The sequence below is a fragment of the Limnoraphis robusta BA-68 BA1 genome (assembly GCF_034932365.1).
Classification (GTDB): Bacteria; Cyanobacteriota; Cyanobacteriia; order Cyanobacteriales; family Microcoleaceae; genus Capilliphycus; species Capilliphycus robustus.
This window is the reverse complement of the sequence record NZ_JAYGHR010000064.1, coordinates 41,614-57,032: the sequence shown is the minus strand read 5'-3', so window position 1 is coordinate 57,032 and position 15,419 is coordinate 41,614. Positions and strand designations below refer to the sequence as shown.

At 39.5% G+C, this 15,419-nt stretch carries 14 protein-coding genes; 5 read left to right on the top strand and 9 right to left on the bottom strand.

Annotation, left to right across the window (positions count from 1 at the left end; all coding sequences use genetic code 11):
• Nucleotides 1-102: 102 nt before the first annotated feature.
• From VB836_RS16120 to VB836_RS16110, 3 genes are read left to right on the top strand one after another with little or no spacing between them, the layout of a single operon-like run.
• Complete coding sequence (locus tag VB836_RS16120; RefSeq protein WP_323220650.1) at nucleotides 103-1,653, top strand: globin family protein; 1,551 nt, start codon at nucleotides 103-105, stop codon at nucleotides 1,651-1,653.
• Nucleotides 1,654-1,665: 12 nt separating this feature from the next.
• Entirely contained in the window at nucleotides 1,666-2,484 is an 819-nt protein-coding gene (locus VB836_RS16115) for a pentapeptide repeat-containing protein (RefSeq protein ID WP_323220649.1), read from the top strand.
• Between the two features lie 53 nt (nucleotides 2,485-2,537).
• Nucleotides 2,538-2,855, top strand: coding sequence for a hypothetical protein (locus VB836_RS16110; RefSeq protein WP_323220647.1), 318 nt, complete (start codon nucleotides 2,538-2,540; stop codon nucleotides 2,853-2,855).
• A 530-nt stretch (nucleotides 2,856-3,385) separates the two neighbouring features.
• Here the strand turns inward: VB836_RS16110 and VB836_RS16105 are convergent.
• Complete coding sequence (locus VB836_RS16105) at nucleotides 3,386-4,645, bottom strand: RNA-guided endonuclease InsQ/TnpB family protein (protein WP_323220644.1); 1,260 nt, start codon at nucleotides 4,643-4,645, stop codon at nucleotides 3,386-3,388.
• 36 nt (nucleotides 4,646-4,681) lie between these two features.
• Here VB836_RS16105 and VB836_RS16100 point away from each other — a divergent pair, with 36 nt between their 5' ends.
• On the top strand, nucleotides 4,682-6,706 hold the full coding sequence (locus tag VB836_RS16100) for an EF-hand domain-containing protein (protein ID WP_323220643.1): 2,025 nt from the start codon (nucleotides 4,682-4,684) through the stop codon (nucleotides 6,704-6,706).
• A 71-nt stretch (nucleotides 6,707-6,777) separates the two neighbouring features.
• Here the strand turns inward: VB836_RS16100 and VB836_RS16095 are convergent, their stop codons facing one another.
• The 8 genes from VB836_RS16095 to VB836_RS16060 all read right to left on the bottom strand — a co-directional run bounded on the left by VB836_RS16095 (nucleotide 6,778) and on the right by VB836_RS16060 (nucleotide 14,721).
• Nucleotides 6,778-8,028, bottom strand: coding sequence for an RNA-guided endonuclease InsQ/TnpB family protein (locus tag VB836_RS16095; RefSeq protein WP_323220641.1), 1,251 nt, complete (start codon nucleotides 8,026-8,028; stop codon nucleotides 6,778-6,780).
• Nucleotides 8,029-8,289: 261 nt separating this feature from the next.
• On the bottom strand, nucleotides 8,290-8,886 hold the full coding sequence (locus VB836_RS16090; protein ID WP_323220639.1) for a superoxide dismutase family protein: 597 nt from the start codon (nucleotides 8,884-8,886) through the stop codon (nucleotides 8,290-8,292).
• A gap of 123 nt (nucleotides 8,887-9,009) precedes the next feature.
• Nucleotides 9,010-10,011, bottom strand: a complete 1,002-nt coding sequence (locus VB836_RS16085; RefSeq protein ID WP_323220637.1) for an ABC transporter ATP-binding protein — start codon at nucleotides 10,009-10,011, stop codon at nucleotides 9,010-9,012.
• 146 nt (nucleotides 10,012-10,157) lie between these two features.
• Nucleotides 10,158-11,939, bottom strand: coding sequence for an AIPR family protein (locus tag VB836_RS16080; RefSeq protein WP_323220636.1), 1,782 nt, complete (start codon nucleotides 11,937-11,939; stop codon nucleotides 10,158-10,160).
• Nucleotides 11,940-12,131: 192 nt separating this feature from the next.
• Nucleotides 12,132-12,494 carry an SH3 domain-containing protein gene (locus tag VB836_RS16075; protein WP_323220634.1) on the bottom strand — a complete coding sequence of 121 codons (363 nt, stop codon included), beginning with the start codon at nucleotides 12,492-12,494 and terminating at the stop codon, nucleotides 12,132-12,134.
• 84 nt (nucleotides 12,495-12,578) lie between these two features.
• Nucleotides 12,579-13,124 (bottom strand): alpha/beta hydrolase, encoded by a 546-nt coding sequence (locus VB836_RS16070; protein WP_323220631.1) that lies wholly within the window; start codon nucleotides 13,122-13,124, stop codon nucleotides 12,579-12,581.
• Nucleotides 13,125-13,132: 8 nt separating this feature from the next.
• Nucleotides 13,133-14,344, bottom strand: coding sequence for an RNA-guided endonuclease InsQ/TnpB family protein (locus VB836_RS16065; RefSeq protein WP_323220629.1), 1,212 nt, complete (start codon nucleotides 14,342-14,344; stop codon nucleotides 13,133-13,135).
• Between the two features lie 65 nt (nucleotides 14,345-14,409).
• Nucleotides 14,410-14,721, bottom strand: coding sequence for a hypothetical protein (locus VB836_RS16060; protein ID WP_323220627.1), 312 nt, complete (start codon nucleotides 14,719-14,721; stop codon nucleotides 14,410-14,412).
• 84 nt (nucleotides 14,722-14,805) lie between these two features.
• Between VB836_RS16060 and gcvH the strand changes: the two genes are divergently transcribed.
• Entirely contained in the window at nucleotides 14,806-15,195 is a 390-nt protein-coding gene (gene gcvH / locus VB836_RS16055) for a glycine cleavage system protein GcvH (RefSeq protein ID WP_046277619.1), read from the top strand.
• Nucleotides 15,196-15,419 lie beyond the last annotated feature (224 nt).

Sequence of the window (15,419 nt, the reverse complement as noted above, 5' to 3'; positions counted from 1 at the left end):
AAAACGGCTTCCTAGACGGAAGTTTCGGTAAAACTGTTTTTACAGAATATGCTGGATTCATCGCCTATAATACTGATTAATATCGTCATCTCCTATAAAAAAATGTCTTTAGCTCGTTCCCCCGATGAATTAAAACGCATTGAATTAGTTGAAAATAGCTTTGAAAAAATTAAACCTCAAGCTAACGAATTTGTCGCCAGTTTCTACAAAAACCTATTTGAAGCTCATCCAGAAGCACAACCTTTATTTAAGAAAACTGACATGAGCAAGCAAGGACAAAAGCTGCTCAACTCTTTAGTTTTATTAGTCGAAAATATTCGTCAACCGGATGTCTTGAAACCGGTTTTAAAAGACTTGGGAGCCAGACACAAAGGTTATGGAACCTTACCTGAATATTATCCCGCAGTCGGGTCAGCTTTATTAACAACATTTGCACAGTATTTACAAGAAAAATGGACAGCCGAAACTCAACAAGCTTGGCTAGAAACTTATCAAGTGATTACTGAAATCATGTTAGAAGGAGCGGGAGCAACTGTTCAACCTGAAACCGTTAAATTAATAGTATCTACTCCAGTTGAAAAGGTTGTTGTTTATTTAGAAAAACCGGAAGTTAAACCCCAAATTGTAGCTGTTCCTGCTGTTAAACTCTCCGAACAATCTCGAATTGAATTAGTTGAAAATAGCTTTGAAAAAATTAAACCTCAAGCTAACGAATTTGTCGCCAGTTTCTACAAAAACCTATTTGAAGCTCATCCAGAAGCACAACCTTTATTTAAGAAAACTGACATGAGCAAGCAAGGACAAAAGCTGCTCAACTCTTTAGTTTTATTAGTCGAAAATATTCGTCAACCGGATGTCTTGAAACCGGTTTTAAAAGACTTGGGAGCCAGACACAAAGGTTATGGAACCTTACCTGAATATTATCCCGCAGTCGGGTCAGCTTTATTAACAACATTTGCACAGTATTTACAAGAAAAATGGACAGCCGAAACTCAACAAGCTTGGCTAGAAACTTATCAAGTGATTACTGAAATCATGTTAGAAGGAGCGGGAGCAACTGTTCAACCTGAAACCGTTAAATTAATAGTATCTACTCCAGTTGAAAAGGTTGTTGTTTATTTAGAAAAACCGGAAGTTAAACCCCAAATTGTAGCGGTTCCTGCTGTTCAACTCTCCGAACAATCTCGGATTGAATTAGTCGAAAGTAGCTTTGAGAAAATTAAACCCGAAGCTAACGAATTTGTCGCCAGTTTTTATGATAATCTTTTTAAAGAAAACCCAGAAACCGAGCCACTTTTTAATAAAACTGATATAAAAAAGCAACATCAAAAGCTGCTAAATTCTTTGGTTTTGTTGGTGGAAAATATTCGTCAACCGGATGTCTTGAAACCGGTTTTAAAAGACTTGGGAGCCAGACACAAAGGTTATGGAACCTTACCCGAATATTATCCCGCAGTTGGTCAAGCGTTATTAACAACATTTGCACAGTATTTAAAAGAAGACTGGACAGCAGAAACCGAACAGGCTTGGGTAGAAACCTATGAGGTTATTACTCAATTAATGCTGGAAGGTGCAACTCAAGTCTCGGCTCCGGCTGAGATGAAACAACAAACAGAACCAGCTACAGAGCCAGCGAAAAAACAGTCAAAATAGGTTTTAAAAGGCTTGAATTTTACGGGTGGATTTAATCCGAAAAAACGACTATCCGAGAGTTACCAATCTATCCATGAAAAAGTTAAAGCCTTTCTCAATAAACTGCTGAATATTTTCTGGGAACTTCCGACAGGAGTTGTTGCGGGGGGTTCGGCTTTAGCGCTGATTGCTTTTATTTTATTAGTGGAAGAAAATGAAGACAGTATTCTAGCAAAAATTATCGATCAAGTTGAAACTGTTAGTATTCTCGTTGCGTTGATTTTATATATTAAAGAAATCCCTGAAAATCGCAAAGAATCTCACTACCAAGCTTGGAGTACAATTGATGCAGCCAAGGGGGTTAAAGTGAGTTATGCTCGGATGATGGCGTTACAAGATTTGAACGAAGATGGGATACCTTTGCGGGGTTTAGATGCTGTGGATGCAGATTTAACTGCGATTAATTTACCCAAAGCTGATTTAAGTTCATCGAATTTAACCAAAGCAATTCTCAAAGAAGCTAATCTGAGTCGAGCGAATTTTGATAAAGCTTTATTGGCGCGTGCAGACTTGAGTGGTGCAAACCTCAGCCATGCTAATTTTAGTTTTGCCAAGTTGAGTTATGCCAATTTAAGTTTAGCGAATCTAAATCATGCTAATCTAATTTGTGCAGATTTGCGTAATGCTCAAATGAGCGGTGCTGACCTCCAAGGCGCTCAACTGAGTGGAGCGAACCTCGATGGCGCTTATCTAACAGGAGCGAATCTTCAAGGTGCAAATGTGAGCGAATTTGACCTGCGGGGTGCTTATCTCAAAGGCGCAATTATGCCGGATGGTTCCAAACATCCATAGATAAGTTAATCTCGATAAAACACAAACCAGTCAGTTATTTTGAAGAGGATTCTATGAAATTAAAACAGTCTATCTTAGCAGAACACATGGCTTTTTTATTGTCTATTCCACCGGAAAGTAATCTCGCTAAATTACTCAAGCTTTGTTTGGCAGCTAAGTATGATGGGGACAATTTAGGGAAGGATTCTTTGGAGATGAGCCGCGAACTAATGAAAGACCCCTCTAGTTTACCTTATTGGATTCAAGAAGTGATTAAAAGCGATCATAAATATGGTAAGGAAGAAGTCGCTGCTTTCGGTGAAATGGAGTTAAAAAATACCGATGAGTATATGAAAAAATTATGGGCTGAATTAGAGAGTTTGGATTGCTAAAACGGAACTTCCGCTATTATAAAGATACCCGTTCGCGCAGCGTGTGCGCTAGCACGTAGTCAGAGCTTCAATCTTTTTATGTATGTTGGCTTATTTGGTGGAGTGGCATATGTGCAGAGATTTGGCTACGGATGCTATTTTCCGAAGAAATAGAGGACAGTCCTTTAACTGAGGCGAGAGTGTTGAAGTATCAACCTTCACAGAAAGTTACGAAAAAAGTCAGAACAAAAAAATTGCTCTTTTATAATTTTGTGATATAATCTGACCATCTCAGCAGCCTCAAGGGATATTTTGGCTGCAAAAATTGCTTTACATAGCCTTTTAAGCCGAAAGAAAGCAGTCATAGATGTTGCTATAGATTCTATTGAGTCTCCTCATGTCAACTTGAGGAGATTCTATTAGTATACCCCATTATCTTGATTATGGATTCCCAAAAGGTATTTAGCCGACTACAAGAACTGCAAGAGGTTTTCACAAAGATCGCTGGAGAAGATGTTGACATACTCCCCATAGCTAAAGCTAGGGGATTCTTAACTACAGTTAATTCCTGGTTCAGTGACACCACTTATTAATTCAGATTTCTCCTCATTAACAGAGGCGGAAGTCTCCCCAAGCGTTTCCTCGTTTGAGGCAGTTTCCCAATGCCCTTGGGTACTGTATTGTTGATACTCGCTACCCAGAATACTCATGCCCTTCTTCAGAATATTAAGTGCCGCATTAGTATCTCGACAAATTTCTGTATGACATTTCGGACATTTATGAGTACGGGTACTGAGTGTTTTTTTTACTCGAAATCCACAGTTAGAACAATCTTGAGATGTGAAATTTGGACTAACAGAAACTACCGCTTTATCCCAGATTTTTCCAAAATAGTCTAACCATTGAGTGAATTGATACCAACTCGCATCTGAAATTGACTTAGCCAAATGATGGTTCTTGACCATATTTTGAATCTTGAGGTCTTCGTACACCACAACATCGTTAGATGCTACTACGCGCCGGGCTAACTTCACAGCCCAGTCTTTACGTTGGCGTTGAACCTTCAAATGGCATTTACCCAGTCTTTTTCTTGCTTTGTGGTAGTTATTTGATTGAGGTTTAGCACCTTTTACGAACCTCTTGCTAAGTCGTCGCTGTTGACGCTTTAACCGTTTTTCAGCTTTCCGCAAAAACTTAGGATATTCAACGGCGTTATCATTTTGATCCTTATAAAAATATTTCAAACCCAGATCTAGTCCGATGACATTTCCGGTAAAATCGCCTTCCTCTTTGCGATCTGCATCAAACAAAAATTGAGCGTAATACCCATCGGCACGACGGACTACCCTGACACGATTAATTTTTAATCGGTGTAGGTCTTCCCTTGTTTCTCCGTTACAGAATACAGAAAATGTTCCAGCCTTAAAGCCATCGGTGAATGTGATTTGTAGACAATCATCAGATAACTTCCAGCCAGATTGCTTGTATTCAACAGAGCGACAATGTTTTTTGAATTGGGGATACCCCTTTTTCTTGTCACTTTTACGGCAACGAGAATAAAAGCTAGATATAGAACTCCAAGCACGCTCTGCACTGGCTTGACGGGCTGTTGAGTTTAGTTTTTTAGCAAAATCAAACTCTTTGGCTAGGTCTTTGGAATGAACATACAAAGACGGTTTTCCTACTCCCCGGTTATCCATCCAGTACCTAACGCACTTGTTTCTAATGAACTGTGCGGTGCGAATGGCTTCATCAAGAGCTTTGTATTGCTCCTTTAGCCCCGTCAATAGCTTGGCTTCTCTTACTAGCATTCTGCTATCTTATCACAGAAAGATGTAGATAAAACATTGGGTAGTGCAAGATTTGTTCGCTACGCTCACTCGCCTTATATCCCCACAGATAAATCCGGGGGCTTTACGGCGATTTTTGGTAACATTGATCAATCAGAGTTTCAAAAAGGTTTAGGACTCAGAGATGAGTATATTAGTAATCGCCTTTTTACACTATTTGATACCGATAAAAGTGGCACAGTTTGTGTGAGAGAGTTTATTCGTTCTGTTGAAAATCTCGTCTTTGGAACGACTGAAGAAAAGTTAAAATTTTCCTATCTGCTTCACGATCATAATGGTGATGGTGGCATTTCCAAAGGAGAGCTACATCAATTAATTATATCAAGTTTAAAAGAGAACAATTTAGATTTGCAGCCTGAACAAGTCGTAGAGTTAGTGGATGTTTTATTTCTGGAAGCCGATATCAACGATGATGGTGAAATTTCCTTTGAAGAATTTCAAGTGTTAATGGCAAAATCGCCAGCTTTAATGGAGACAATGGCGGTTAGCCCTGTGACTTGGTTAACACCTCACAAACCCGATGATAACTTACTTTCAACTGAACAACTCAAGCAAATACAACGAACCCGGTTCAAGCATTATCTTCAGAATAACTGGGTCGCACTCGCATTTCTGGGGCTGTATATTGGGATTAATCTCTTTCTGTTTTTTGAGGCTTTTATCCGATATGGAAATAATGGCGCAAATTTTTATGTTCAAATTGCGCGAGGTTGTGGGGCGACTCTCAACTTCAATGGTGCTTTGATTTTAATCCCTGTCATGCGCCATTTTATCACTTGGTTACGCAAAGGCCCTCTGAATAATTATCTTCCCCTCGATGAACATATTGAGTTTCACAAGCTGATTGGTCAAGTGATGTTTGCCTCAGCAATTGTACATACGATTGCTCATTTTTTCAACTACACGACTTTACCTGTTCCTTTCTTACAAAGTCTTTTTGGAACCAAAGCAGGTTTTTCGGGTTTACTATTGCTGATTGTTTTTGGTCTGATGTGGGTAACTGCACAGGAACCCATTCGCAAAGGCGGTAAATTTGCCCTCTTCTACATGGCTCATATGGCTTATGTGCTGTGGTTTATCCTAGCGTTAATTCATGGCCCTGTGTTTTGGAAATGGGCATTAGTTCCGATTATTGGATATGCGGTTGAACAGGTTTTGCGCTGGGTAAAAACCAAAGAACCCACCTCGATTTTGAATGCGTCTTTGTTACCTTCAAAAGTTCTGGGTTTAACGATTGAACGTCCCCCCTCAATGAATTATCAACCGGGTGACTATTTGTTTCTCAAATGCCCGAGTCTTTCAAATTTTGAATGGCATCCTTTTACGATTAGTAGCGCTCCTGAACAACCCGATGTTTTATCTGTACATATCCGAGCGGTTGGGAGTTGGACGGGTCGCCTTTATCAACTGTTTAAAGAAAGACGAGAAGAATGGATTCGCTCCGGTTCTTCTAAACCAGAAGTCGGTCTCCAAGTGTATATTGATGGCCCCTACGGTACACCCAGTACCCACATTTTTGAGTCTAAATATGTGATGCTCGTTGCGGCAGGAATTGGGGTGACTCCTTTTGCTTCAATTCTCAGAAGTATTTTGGAACGTCAAAAGCAGGGTTCTAAAAATATGCGTTTGAAAAAAGTGTATTTTTACTGGCTAAATCGAGATCAAAAGTCCTTTGAATGGTTTATCGAAATTCTATCTAGACTCGAACAAGAAGATACTGAAAACTTGTTTGATCTCAATCTCTATTTAACTGGGGCGCAGAAAAAGTCAGATATGAAGTCTTCAACCCTTTTTATGGCGATGGATATGGTACACTCCCGTAGTCAAGTTGACCTGATTACGGGCTTAAAAAGTCCTACTCATACCGGACGCCCGGATTGGGATGAGATTTTTCGTTCAGTTTCCCAAACCCATAAACCGGAGAAAGTAGATGTGTTTTTCTGCGGTTCTCCTGGGCTTTCTCAACAGTTGAATAAGCTGTGTCACGAGTATGGATTTGGTTATCGCAAAGAGAATTTTTAGTGCGAAAATAGAAACATAAGCTGAAGGTTAGAGGCGATTTGACACTCCCTACGGCTAAAGCCGAGGGATTCTTAAGCAGTCCAAATGCGGACTCTTAATGGCGTAGTCAATGCGCCTCTACCAACTCCACTTAGACTTAATCCAAGTGTTGTCGCTACTTTTCTGATTATATTTGCGGCTCCATTGCAATCACTATTGATGTACCAATTGTTTGCCGTTCTATACAAGCCACGCTTAACTCTTTTTCCCGATTCTTTCCACCCTTTAGGTTTTTCGCCAAATGCAGGTAGAGGATCGGAATCAATAAAAGAAGCTTTGGAGGTATAGGATTCTTCGGTTTCTACAAAATTGACACCATATTGTTCGCATAATTGAGCGATTCTATCTTTCAATCTTGCCGTTGGAATTTGAACAAATTTTTGATTAGTCTTAGCTCCCATGTTAGCAGAATCTTTTTGTCTTTTGTTCCAACCAAAAACGAGAGTCCCGATTTGGTTATTGATACAATGGTTGATCACCAATCTAGCTGCTTTGTTGATCGCATCTCTGACTTGTCTATTTCGCTTTTCTGTAAGATTTGCTAGTTGCTTAGACCAAAAACCTTGTGGTTGATTTTCCTTGAGAACTGATATTCGTTTATTGAACCATTGGTTCAAGGACTTAAGATGCTTTCCGTCTACAATAAAGGACGTTCCAGTATTGCTTACACAAGTTAACCAGTTATCAATTCCATGATCAATACCTAGCACTTTCTTGGGGTCAAAAAAAGAATGAATTGATTCTTTTTTGTAGATCAACTCAAGATAAAAACAGCCATTTCTGGGGAGTATTCTGTATTCTTTAATAGTTGAGTATTCTAGATGGCTTGGCATGGGCAAATAAAAAGCATCTATTCCAAACCATGCTTTGACTTTTTTACCCAAGGGAAATCGAAGTATTCCATCTTTGAGTTGAATCGCTTGAGATGGATAGGTGACTAGAGCGAGTCCTTTTTTACGATATTTTGGCAGTCGGGGACGATCAGCGATGACACATGCGTTAAATGCTTTCAATAATCCCATAAAAGATTTAAAGGATTCTGCTACTGTTGTTAAAGTTTGCTGTGCCACCTGAGACTGTAGTGCCTTGAAATGCGGGCTGTCTCTGATTTTTTTATGCAAATCAAACTGACTCGGAATTTTGCCAGTCTGAAAAAAGAATTGCCTCGAATAATAAATACCGCAATTACTTAGCTTTGCCGACTCAGAACAAATATATTCAAGTATTGCTCCAAGGTCTTTACTTAAGTGAATTAAATTTTGTTGACAGCCATATTTAGACATTTTTTTGAGACTTACAAGAATAGGTGATCTTGCTGTTTTACTTGAACTTTTTACTCAGGGAAATTATTGTATAGCTCTACGCCATATAATGGCAACATTAGTTTTGTGACTTGATTGCCTCGTTTGTGGCTAAAGCCACTGCCGCGTTCATCCCCATAGCTGAAGCTAGGGGCTTTCCGCTCGTTTTTTGGTAAAATTAATTGAATTCTCCCTATTTTTGGGTGCATTGCCTTTAGTTCACGGTAAAAAACGGGAACTGTTTTAGGCTTGTTTCTCAATAATACCGCACCCTAAGCGATCGCCGCCTGCTCCGCCTTTAACTCCTGTTGTGCCTTGATCTTCATCGACGTGTACGATAAAAGCACTACCATCTTCATCGAATAAACTTAACGGCCCAGGTGAGAGTGTGACGCGATTGCTAAGATAGGTTAAAACAGCATTTCCTTGGGCATCAGCGACTAAATTGGGTAAGTCTCCCATGTGAAAAGGATGATTGGCGTCGGGGTCAGTATCTCCAAAAGGACCCGGATCAAAATGTCCGCCTGCCGCCCCAAAATCGGGTTCACATCTTGCAGTTTGATGAATATGAAATCCATGTTTACTATTGGGTGGTAAACCTGTAACTTCGGCTTTGACTTCTACCGTAGGTAAGATTTTTGAGGATTGATTTTGAATTAAAGTGACGATTCCTGAGAGATTAGAATCGGCTGTGCTTTTGATATTAGCAACTGCTACAATTTGATCATTATTGTTGGTTTGGGGAGTGGATTGAAAATTGCCAACCTGATCACAACTCACAACGATGAGCATCAACAACAATCCCAGTAGAACAGATAAAGTTTTTTGATTGGCTTTCATAGTGACGAATTTCTAGAAACTATTACTTATAACTCTTTTTATCAATACTGTAGCTCGACTGAGGGTTGTTGTTCTCTATCTTTGGGAAGTTTTTAAAAAAATACAATGAAAATAATTATCATTTTAATTCACCGTTCCCGCAGTAAAAACACGACCAATGACTTCTTCAATGGGAGGATCACTGATGGTTAAATCTAATACATCCATTTGCGCTAAAATTTGAGCAACGGTATTTGTTAGGGCATCTCGTTGAACCAACAACCGCACAGATTGTCCTTGAATGGATTCTATTTCTCCTGATTTTGCTAATATTTTTTGGAAGATTTCCGGCTGTTCTGGGGAATGATTTGCTAACTCTATTTTGACCTCTCGATAGGGGGAAAATTGTTCTAATAATCCTTCTAAACTGCCATCATAGATTAACTCACCCTGATGAATGAAAATCACCCGTTTACACAAGGCTGTAATATCTGCCATATAATGACTGGTGAGCAGAATTGTTGCATGATACCGTTGATTATATTCGGCTAAAAACTCCCTGACTGCTACTTGAGCGTTTACATCTAAACCTAATGTCGGTTCATCTAAAAATAACACTTGGGGTCGATGTAATAAGGCTGCTAATAATTCCGCTTTCATCCGTTCCCCTAAAGACAACTTTCGCACAGGTTGTTTTAACTGTTCTTTGAGGGAAAGCATCTCGCTCAACTCACCCAAACGAGAGCGAAATTCTGAGTCGGAAATTCCATAAACGGCTGCATTAATTCTTAAAGAGTCTAAGGCGGGTAAATCCCAAATTAACTGTTGCTTTTGACCCATAATTAGGGTAATCTTATGTAAGAAGGAAGATTCTCGCTTAAAAGGGGTATGACCTGCAACTTTGACTAAGCCGCTAGAGGGATGAATGAGTCCAGTCAGCATTTTTAAGGTGGTGGTTTTTCCCGCCCCATTTGCACCCAAAAACCCGACAACTTCTCCGGCTTCTAGGGTAAAGGAAACCTCACGCACGGCTTGAACTTGGCGATAAGTGCGGCTGAAAAAGTGACGCAGGGTTCCTTTTAACCCCGGTTCTTTGACGGCGACGGGAAAGACTTTACTCAACTGTTGGACGACAATAATTGACATAAGCGGTTGGGTTGGGTAGATGCGGAGAAAGAAATCTCCCTCCTTAATTTATCGCGTGTTTTTCTAAATTGAACACCAGACTAAGTATTTGGTCAGGGAAATTAGATCAAATCATTTCTTTGTTTATACTAAAAATTCATAATAATTTAAGAAGAAAACTTGACATGAGAAGCGAAGGATCTAAAAGTGGTCTCTGAGTGATATCTTTTTGTGGATTCCACTATATTTCTAAAAGCATTGATTGCTTTCGTAGCTTCATCACTATTACTTAAGCTTTTGCTAACAGCAGAAGTCAAATAGCTAGAAAAAGGTATAGTAATATCAACAATTTCATGCCAGATATCTTCTGCTTTTTGAGGGGATATTTTTCCAAATGAAACTTTAAAAGTGCTAGGGATTGAACAATCTAAAAATATTTCTAAACATTTAGCTATAGCCGATTCCAGTAAGAAATGAGATCCTCGTTTACGAAAAAAATTTAACTGTTCTTCCTCCAATTCAGATAACCTATTTTCTTTTTGCTTATCTGTTAAGCTACGGTTCTTTGATTCAATGGCTCGAAGCAAAGAATATGTAAAGACTATATGTTCAGCCGTTGTTTGCTCATTAAAGTATTTTGCATAGGTTTTATCAATTTTCCAAATATCAGACTTTTTATTATAGGCTAGTACAGGGTCTTGATGAAATGCAGCAAGAGATTGAGCAATAGTATCAGAAGGTAATAAGTTAGATGGACGACGAATTATATCTTCGCTACCACCCCTTCTCCCGCCAGAATAGCTTGTTTCAGGAATTTGATCAAATTCCTGACGCAGACGACGCTGAATAGGATCATTACTACGAAAGTCAGAAGCTTCTATCTCGTTTTGTCTGTTATTATATTCAATTATGCTTCGTATAGTATTAATATTATTACACCTGACAAATCGAGCTTGGACTTTTCCAGTTGATGTTGGCTGATGCTTCAAGCTACCAATTGCTCCAGTTGTTTGCGCCCCATTAACAATAGAAATTCCTTGGATTTGCAAGCATTTACTCTCTGAATTACTGGGTTTTTCATTATCTAAAACTTCTTCAAAATGAGAGACAAGAGCTGTGATACCGTTATTATATACCCAAAAATTATCGGGAGAAGCTTGTGCAGTTTCTTTAATCCCGTTGTTAATATTGCTGTCACTTTTTCTGCTCCCCAAATATCCTCTTATATTAGCTGAAAATAGTTTGGTATCGTATTTTTTAAAAACTTCATGCAACCAACTCAAAGGAACAGCAGTGACAAAAGCATCCCATTCATTCCCTGAAATCGTATAACCGTTAGCTATTGGAATCGTAAAGCTGTCTGTTACCAAGATAGGAGATTCTAAAGATTTATACCATTCGTCTAGGGTTTGTTGACCAACCTCAAGAGCAACTATGCTTTCAACATTAGTTTGAGGAAACTTTGTTTTTAAAAAGTTATTAACGGTTTGCGCAACCATTGAAAGCTCATTTTTTACATTTTTAGACTCCTGCAAGTTATGGACATACCAAAATTGCACAAAATTAATACAATTTTCTTCCAAAGCTGATCGAACCTCTTCGACAGCAGATTGAAGTCCTTCAGGTAAGTCGTTGATTGGAGAGTTGAATAACCAAGCAGCAGCAGTGTTTAGATCAGCGGCTTTATTGGAGGGTGCAACATTTTTATTAGGGTTGTTAGCAAAGTAGGCTTGAATAACAACAATATGACCTAAATCTTTATCCACGTAAATCAAATCACATTTTTTGTCATCTCCCTTGGTTGCTTTATCAGTTAATGAAGTTGTTGCTACAGTATCAATATCTTCTATCTGAAATCTAAGTTGTAGTGCAAATAGAGGTAAAGCATCTGTGCCATATTTCTGCAAATCGGTTCGGTTGCTAAAATGATCTAAGGATGGCAAGCTCATATAATGATTTTTTTAATTTTGACATGATTGGGCTTGAGACATCTATTATTATATTCAATTGCTAGTATTGTGTGTAATAAAATTTAGCAATAAATACTGGAGCATAGAGCAATGCGGACTATACCAGCAAGACATACTCTAAACTCCAGTATAATTAAAGTTGATTAGAAGTGAGACGTTAGCAGAAATGAATTAACATTTGAGATAGGCAGCCCAAACGTAACCTTCCATGATAGAAGTCCGAACAAATGCCCATTTGTTGTTGTCGGAAGTTTTCAGCCATTCGACTTTCACGCCATCGGGTAAACTGCCGATAATTTTACCATTGGGAGTTGAACGCACATTTAGAGGGGTATTTGTGGGATCGGCAACGGAACAAGTGCGAATATTGGCGAGTTGATATTCGGCTTCAGGTAGATGTATCGAGTTGAGTCCAGTTTCCGAGGTGCGGTTAACAGGGGTTAGGGTAGCAATGGCGGAAAATTGGGGAACCGAAGTCAGGGAAATTCCCGTCAAAATCAGCAGGGATTTTCCCAAAAATTGAATAGGTTTCATGGTGCAAGCGTCCTCGTGTTATGTGAACACGGTAAATGCACCCGCACTGAACTTCAAAGATGGACTGATTATACACTGAATGGGTTAGTTTGATCTATGATATTTTGCTAATATTTCGGTAAACTTTTGTAGGGTTTCTTGATAACCTTGTCCGGCGACTTCTAATAAATCGTTATGATCCGCCCCTTCTACCCAAAATGCTATTTTAGGTTGATTGGCTTTGGCGTAAAGTTGTTGTCCATGCCAAAAGGGGATGACTTGATCGTGATTTCCGTGCAGGATTAATACAGGACTACGAACTTGTTGAATTTTGGCGAGATTGGGAAATTTGTCAAAGGGAAACAGGGGAATACGAGTAACAACGCGAAAAATACTGACAAACGAACTTTCCAAAATTAACCCGCCAACGGGTTGACGAGAAGCCAAATCAACAGACGGCCTTCCCCCCACAGAACGACCATAAACGATAATGTTATGGGGAGGTCTATTTAACGTTTGGGTGAGGTAGTCGTAGGCGGCGTTAATGGCGTGATAGGTTCCTTTTACCGTTGGTTTTCCGGTACTCATCCCATAACCGGGATAGTCATAAGCTAAGACAGAAAAACCCATTTTTTGTAGCTGTTTTGACACTCACCGCGCTAGAAGCACGGTGATTCTTTGTTCACAGACCCAACTTGCTCAGGCAGGATTTCTCCAACTTGAGTAGAGGTCGAATCTCCCAAAGCGTGAGGATTTAAGATCCAAGTTCCGGTATGCCCTACCGTACTCAAGGCTAATTTCAGAATATTAATTGCGGCATTCCAATCTCTATCCATCTCAAAACCACATTCACAAACATGGGTTCTTGTAGATAGAGATTTTTTGACTACTGCACCACAATTAGAGCATTGTTGAGAAGTATAAGCAGGATTAACGGCTACGGTTATCTTGCCAAACTTAACACCAAAATACTCCAACCATTTTCTGAATTGATACCAGCCAACATCATTAATAGATTTAGCGAGACAGTGATTTTTAACTAAATTCTTGATCCTCAAATCTTCGTAGGCTACCAAATCGTTAGATTGGATTACGCAACGCGCCACTCTAAGAGCGTGTTCTTCACGTTGCCTACTTATTTTGAGGTGTACTCGACCTAATCTATTAACGGCTTTCTTACGGTTGATAGAGCCTTTTTTCTTGCGAGAAACACGACGTTGATAAAACTTTAATCGTTTTTCTCCTGTTCGATAAAATCTAGGATTAGGTTCACTATACCCATTACTATCTGTGTAGAACTCTTTAAGTCCAACATCTAAACCCACAATTTTACCCGTTGGTTGTGTTTCTACTTTGTTGTCTACACTAATTAAGAATTGGGTATAATATCCGTCAGCACGACGTACCAATCTAACCCGTTTTATCTGTTCTATTGGGTAGAAATTTAAGTCCCATGTTCCTTTTAGTTTTAACTTGCCAATTCCTTTCTTATCGGTGAAAGTGATCTGCTTTCTCGTTTCTGATAACTTCCAACCCGAGGTTTTATATTCCACCGAACGGTTATTTTTCTTGAATTTTGGATAACCTTTCTTCCCGGGAATACCCTTCTTGCAATTCTCATAAAAACGAGATATTGAGCTATACGCTCTTTCTATGGCAGCTTGGCAAGCACTAGAATTTAAAGCGTTAGCAAAAGCAAACTCACGTCTGATATCTTTACTCAGACGATACAACTCTTTTTGCCCTACACCTTTGTTATCCATCCAAAAACAGATAGCTTTATTGCGGACAAATTGAGCCGTTCTTATCGCCTCATCAATAGCCGTATATTGAGATGTTTTGCCTTGTACTTTAAATTCTAAAACTATCATTTGCGTGAACAAGTCCCACGCAAAATAGTATAACATATTAAAAGTCGGCCTGCAAGGGCGAGGCTTTAAACCCAACTTTTTGGTAAGCGTCGGCGAGTCAGTCCTAAGTCTTCAGCATTGCCATGACTGTAGAGGATTGTATACTGGGCTTGAGCGTTTGGTAAGTAGAGGGCTGTAATCTGATCGCCATTTGTAGCCCGAAGTTGGATAAAATCATCAGACTGGGTGTAACTAGCAGATGGCGGAAGAAAAATCAGGCGATCAGTCCCGAAGATAGCCCAAATACCAACCAGAGCATAGATGATCAAGGTTGATTTTAGCAAGCGGCTCACAGAAAATTCTCCTATAATGAGGCGTTTGAGAGTTACTTTGTTCATTATTCTGGCTAATTCTGCTGGGATCATTAGATAACTCAGTTTGCAGTGTTAGGCTGAATTTTTTTCAATTTGTGAGGAACGATAATGGCGATTGAATATCCTGAAGATCTAAGATATACTGATACTCACGAGTATGTGAGACTTGATGGCGAAATTGCAACGATTGGCATTAGCAGTTTTGCAATTAGCCAACTTGGGGATATTGTGTTTCTAGAATTGCCGGGTGTCAACGATGCCGTTGAAAAAGGCGAATCTTTTGGCACTGTAGAGTCTGTTAAAGCCGTAGAAGATTTGAAAGCCCCAGTTAGCGGTACTGTCATCGAATGTAACGACGCTGTTGTAGATTCTCCTGAAGACCTGGCTGATGATCCCTATGGCGAGGGATGGCTCATCAAAGTCCGTATTGATGAAATCAATGACTTGGATGAATCTTTGTCAGCCGAGGAGTATCGTCAGCTTGTTGAAGGGGAGTAGGACTTAAGCGATCAGGACTAGGAACGGCAAAGCATCGATGACAATTCCTGACCCCTAATTTCGGAAACGATGAACAGAGTACCATCTATTAGCCGTCATCTGGGTTGAGTGTATCATAAGTAACTGTTCCTAGTCCCTGAATGATAGAATTTGTTACAAATGAATAAAGAAGTTGTACTTCTAATCTGGGGTAGTCCATCACCATGTAACAGGGTTCAGAAATA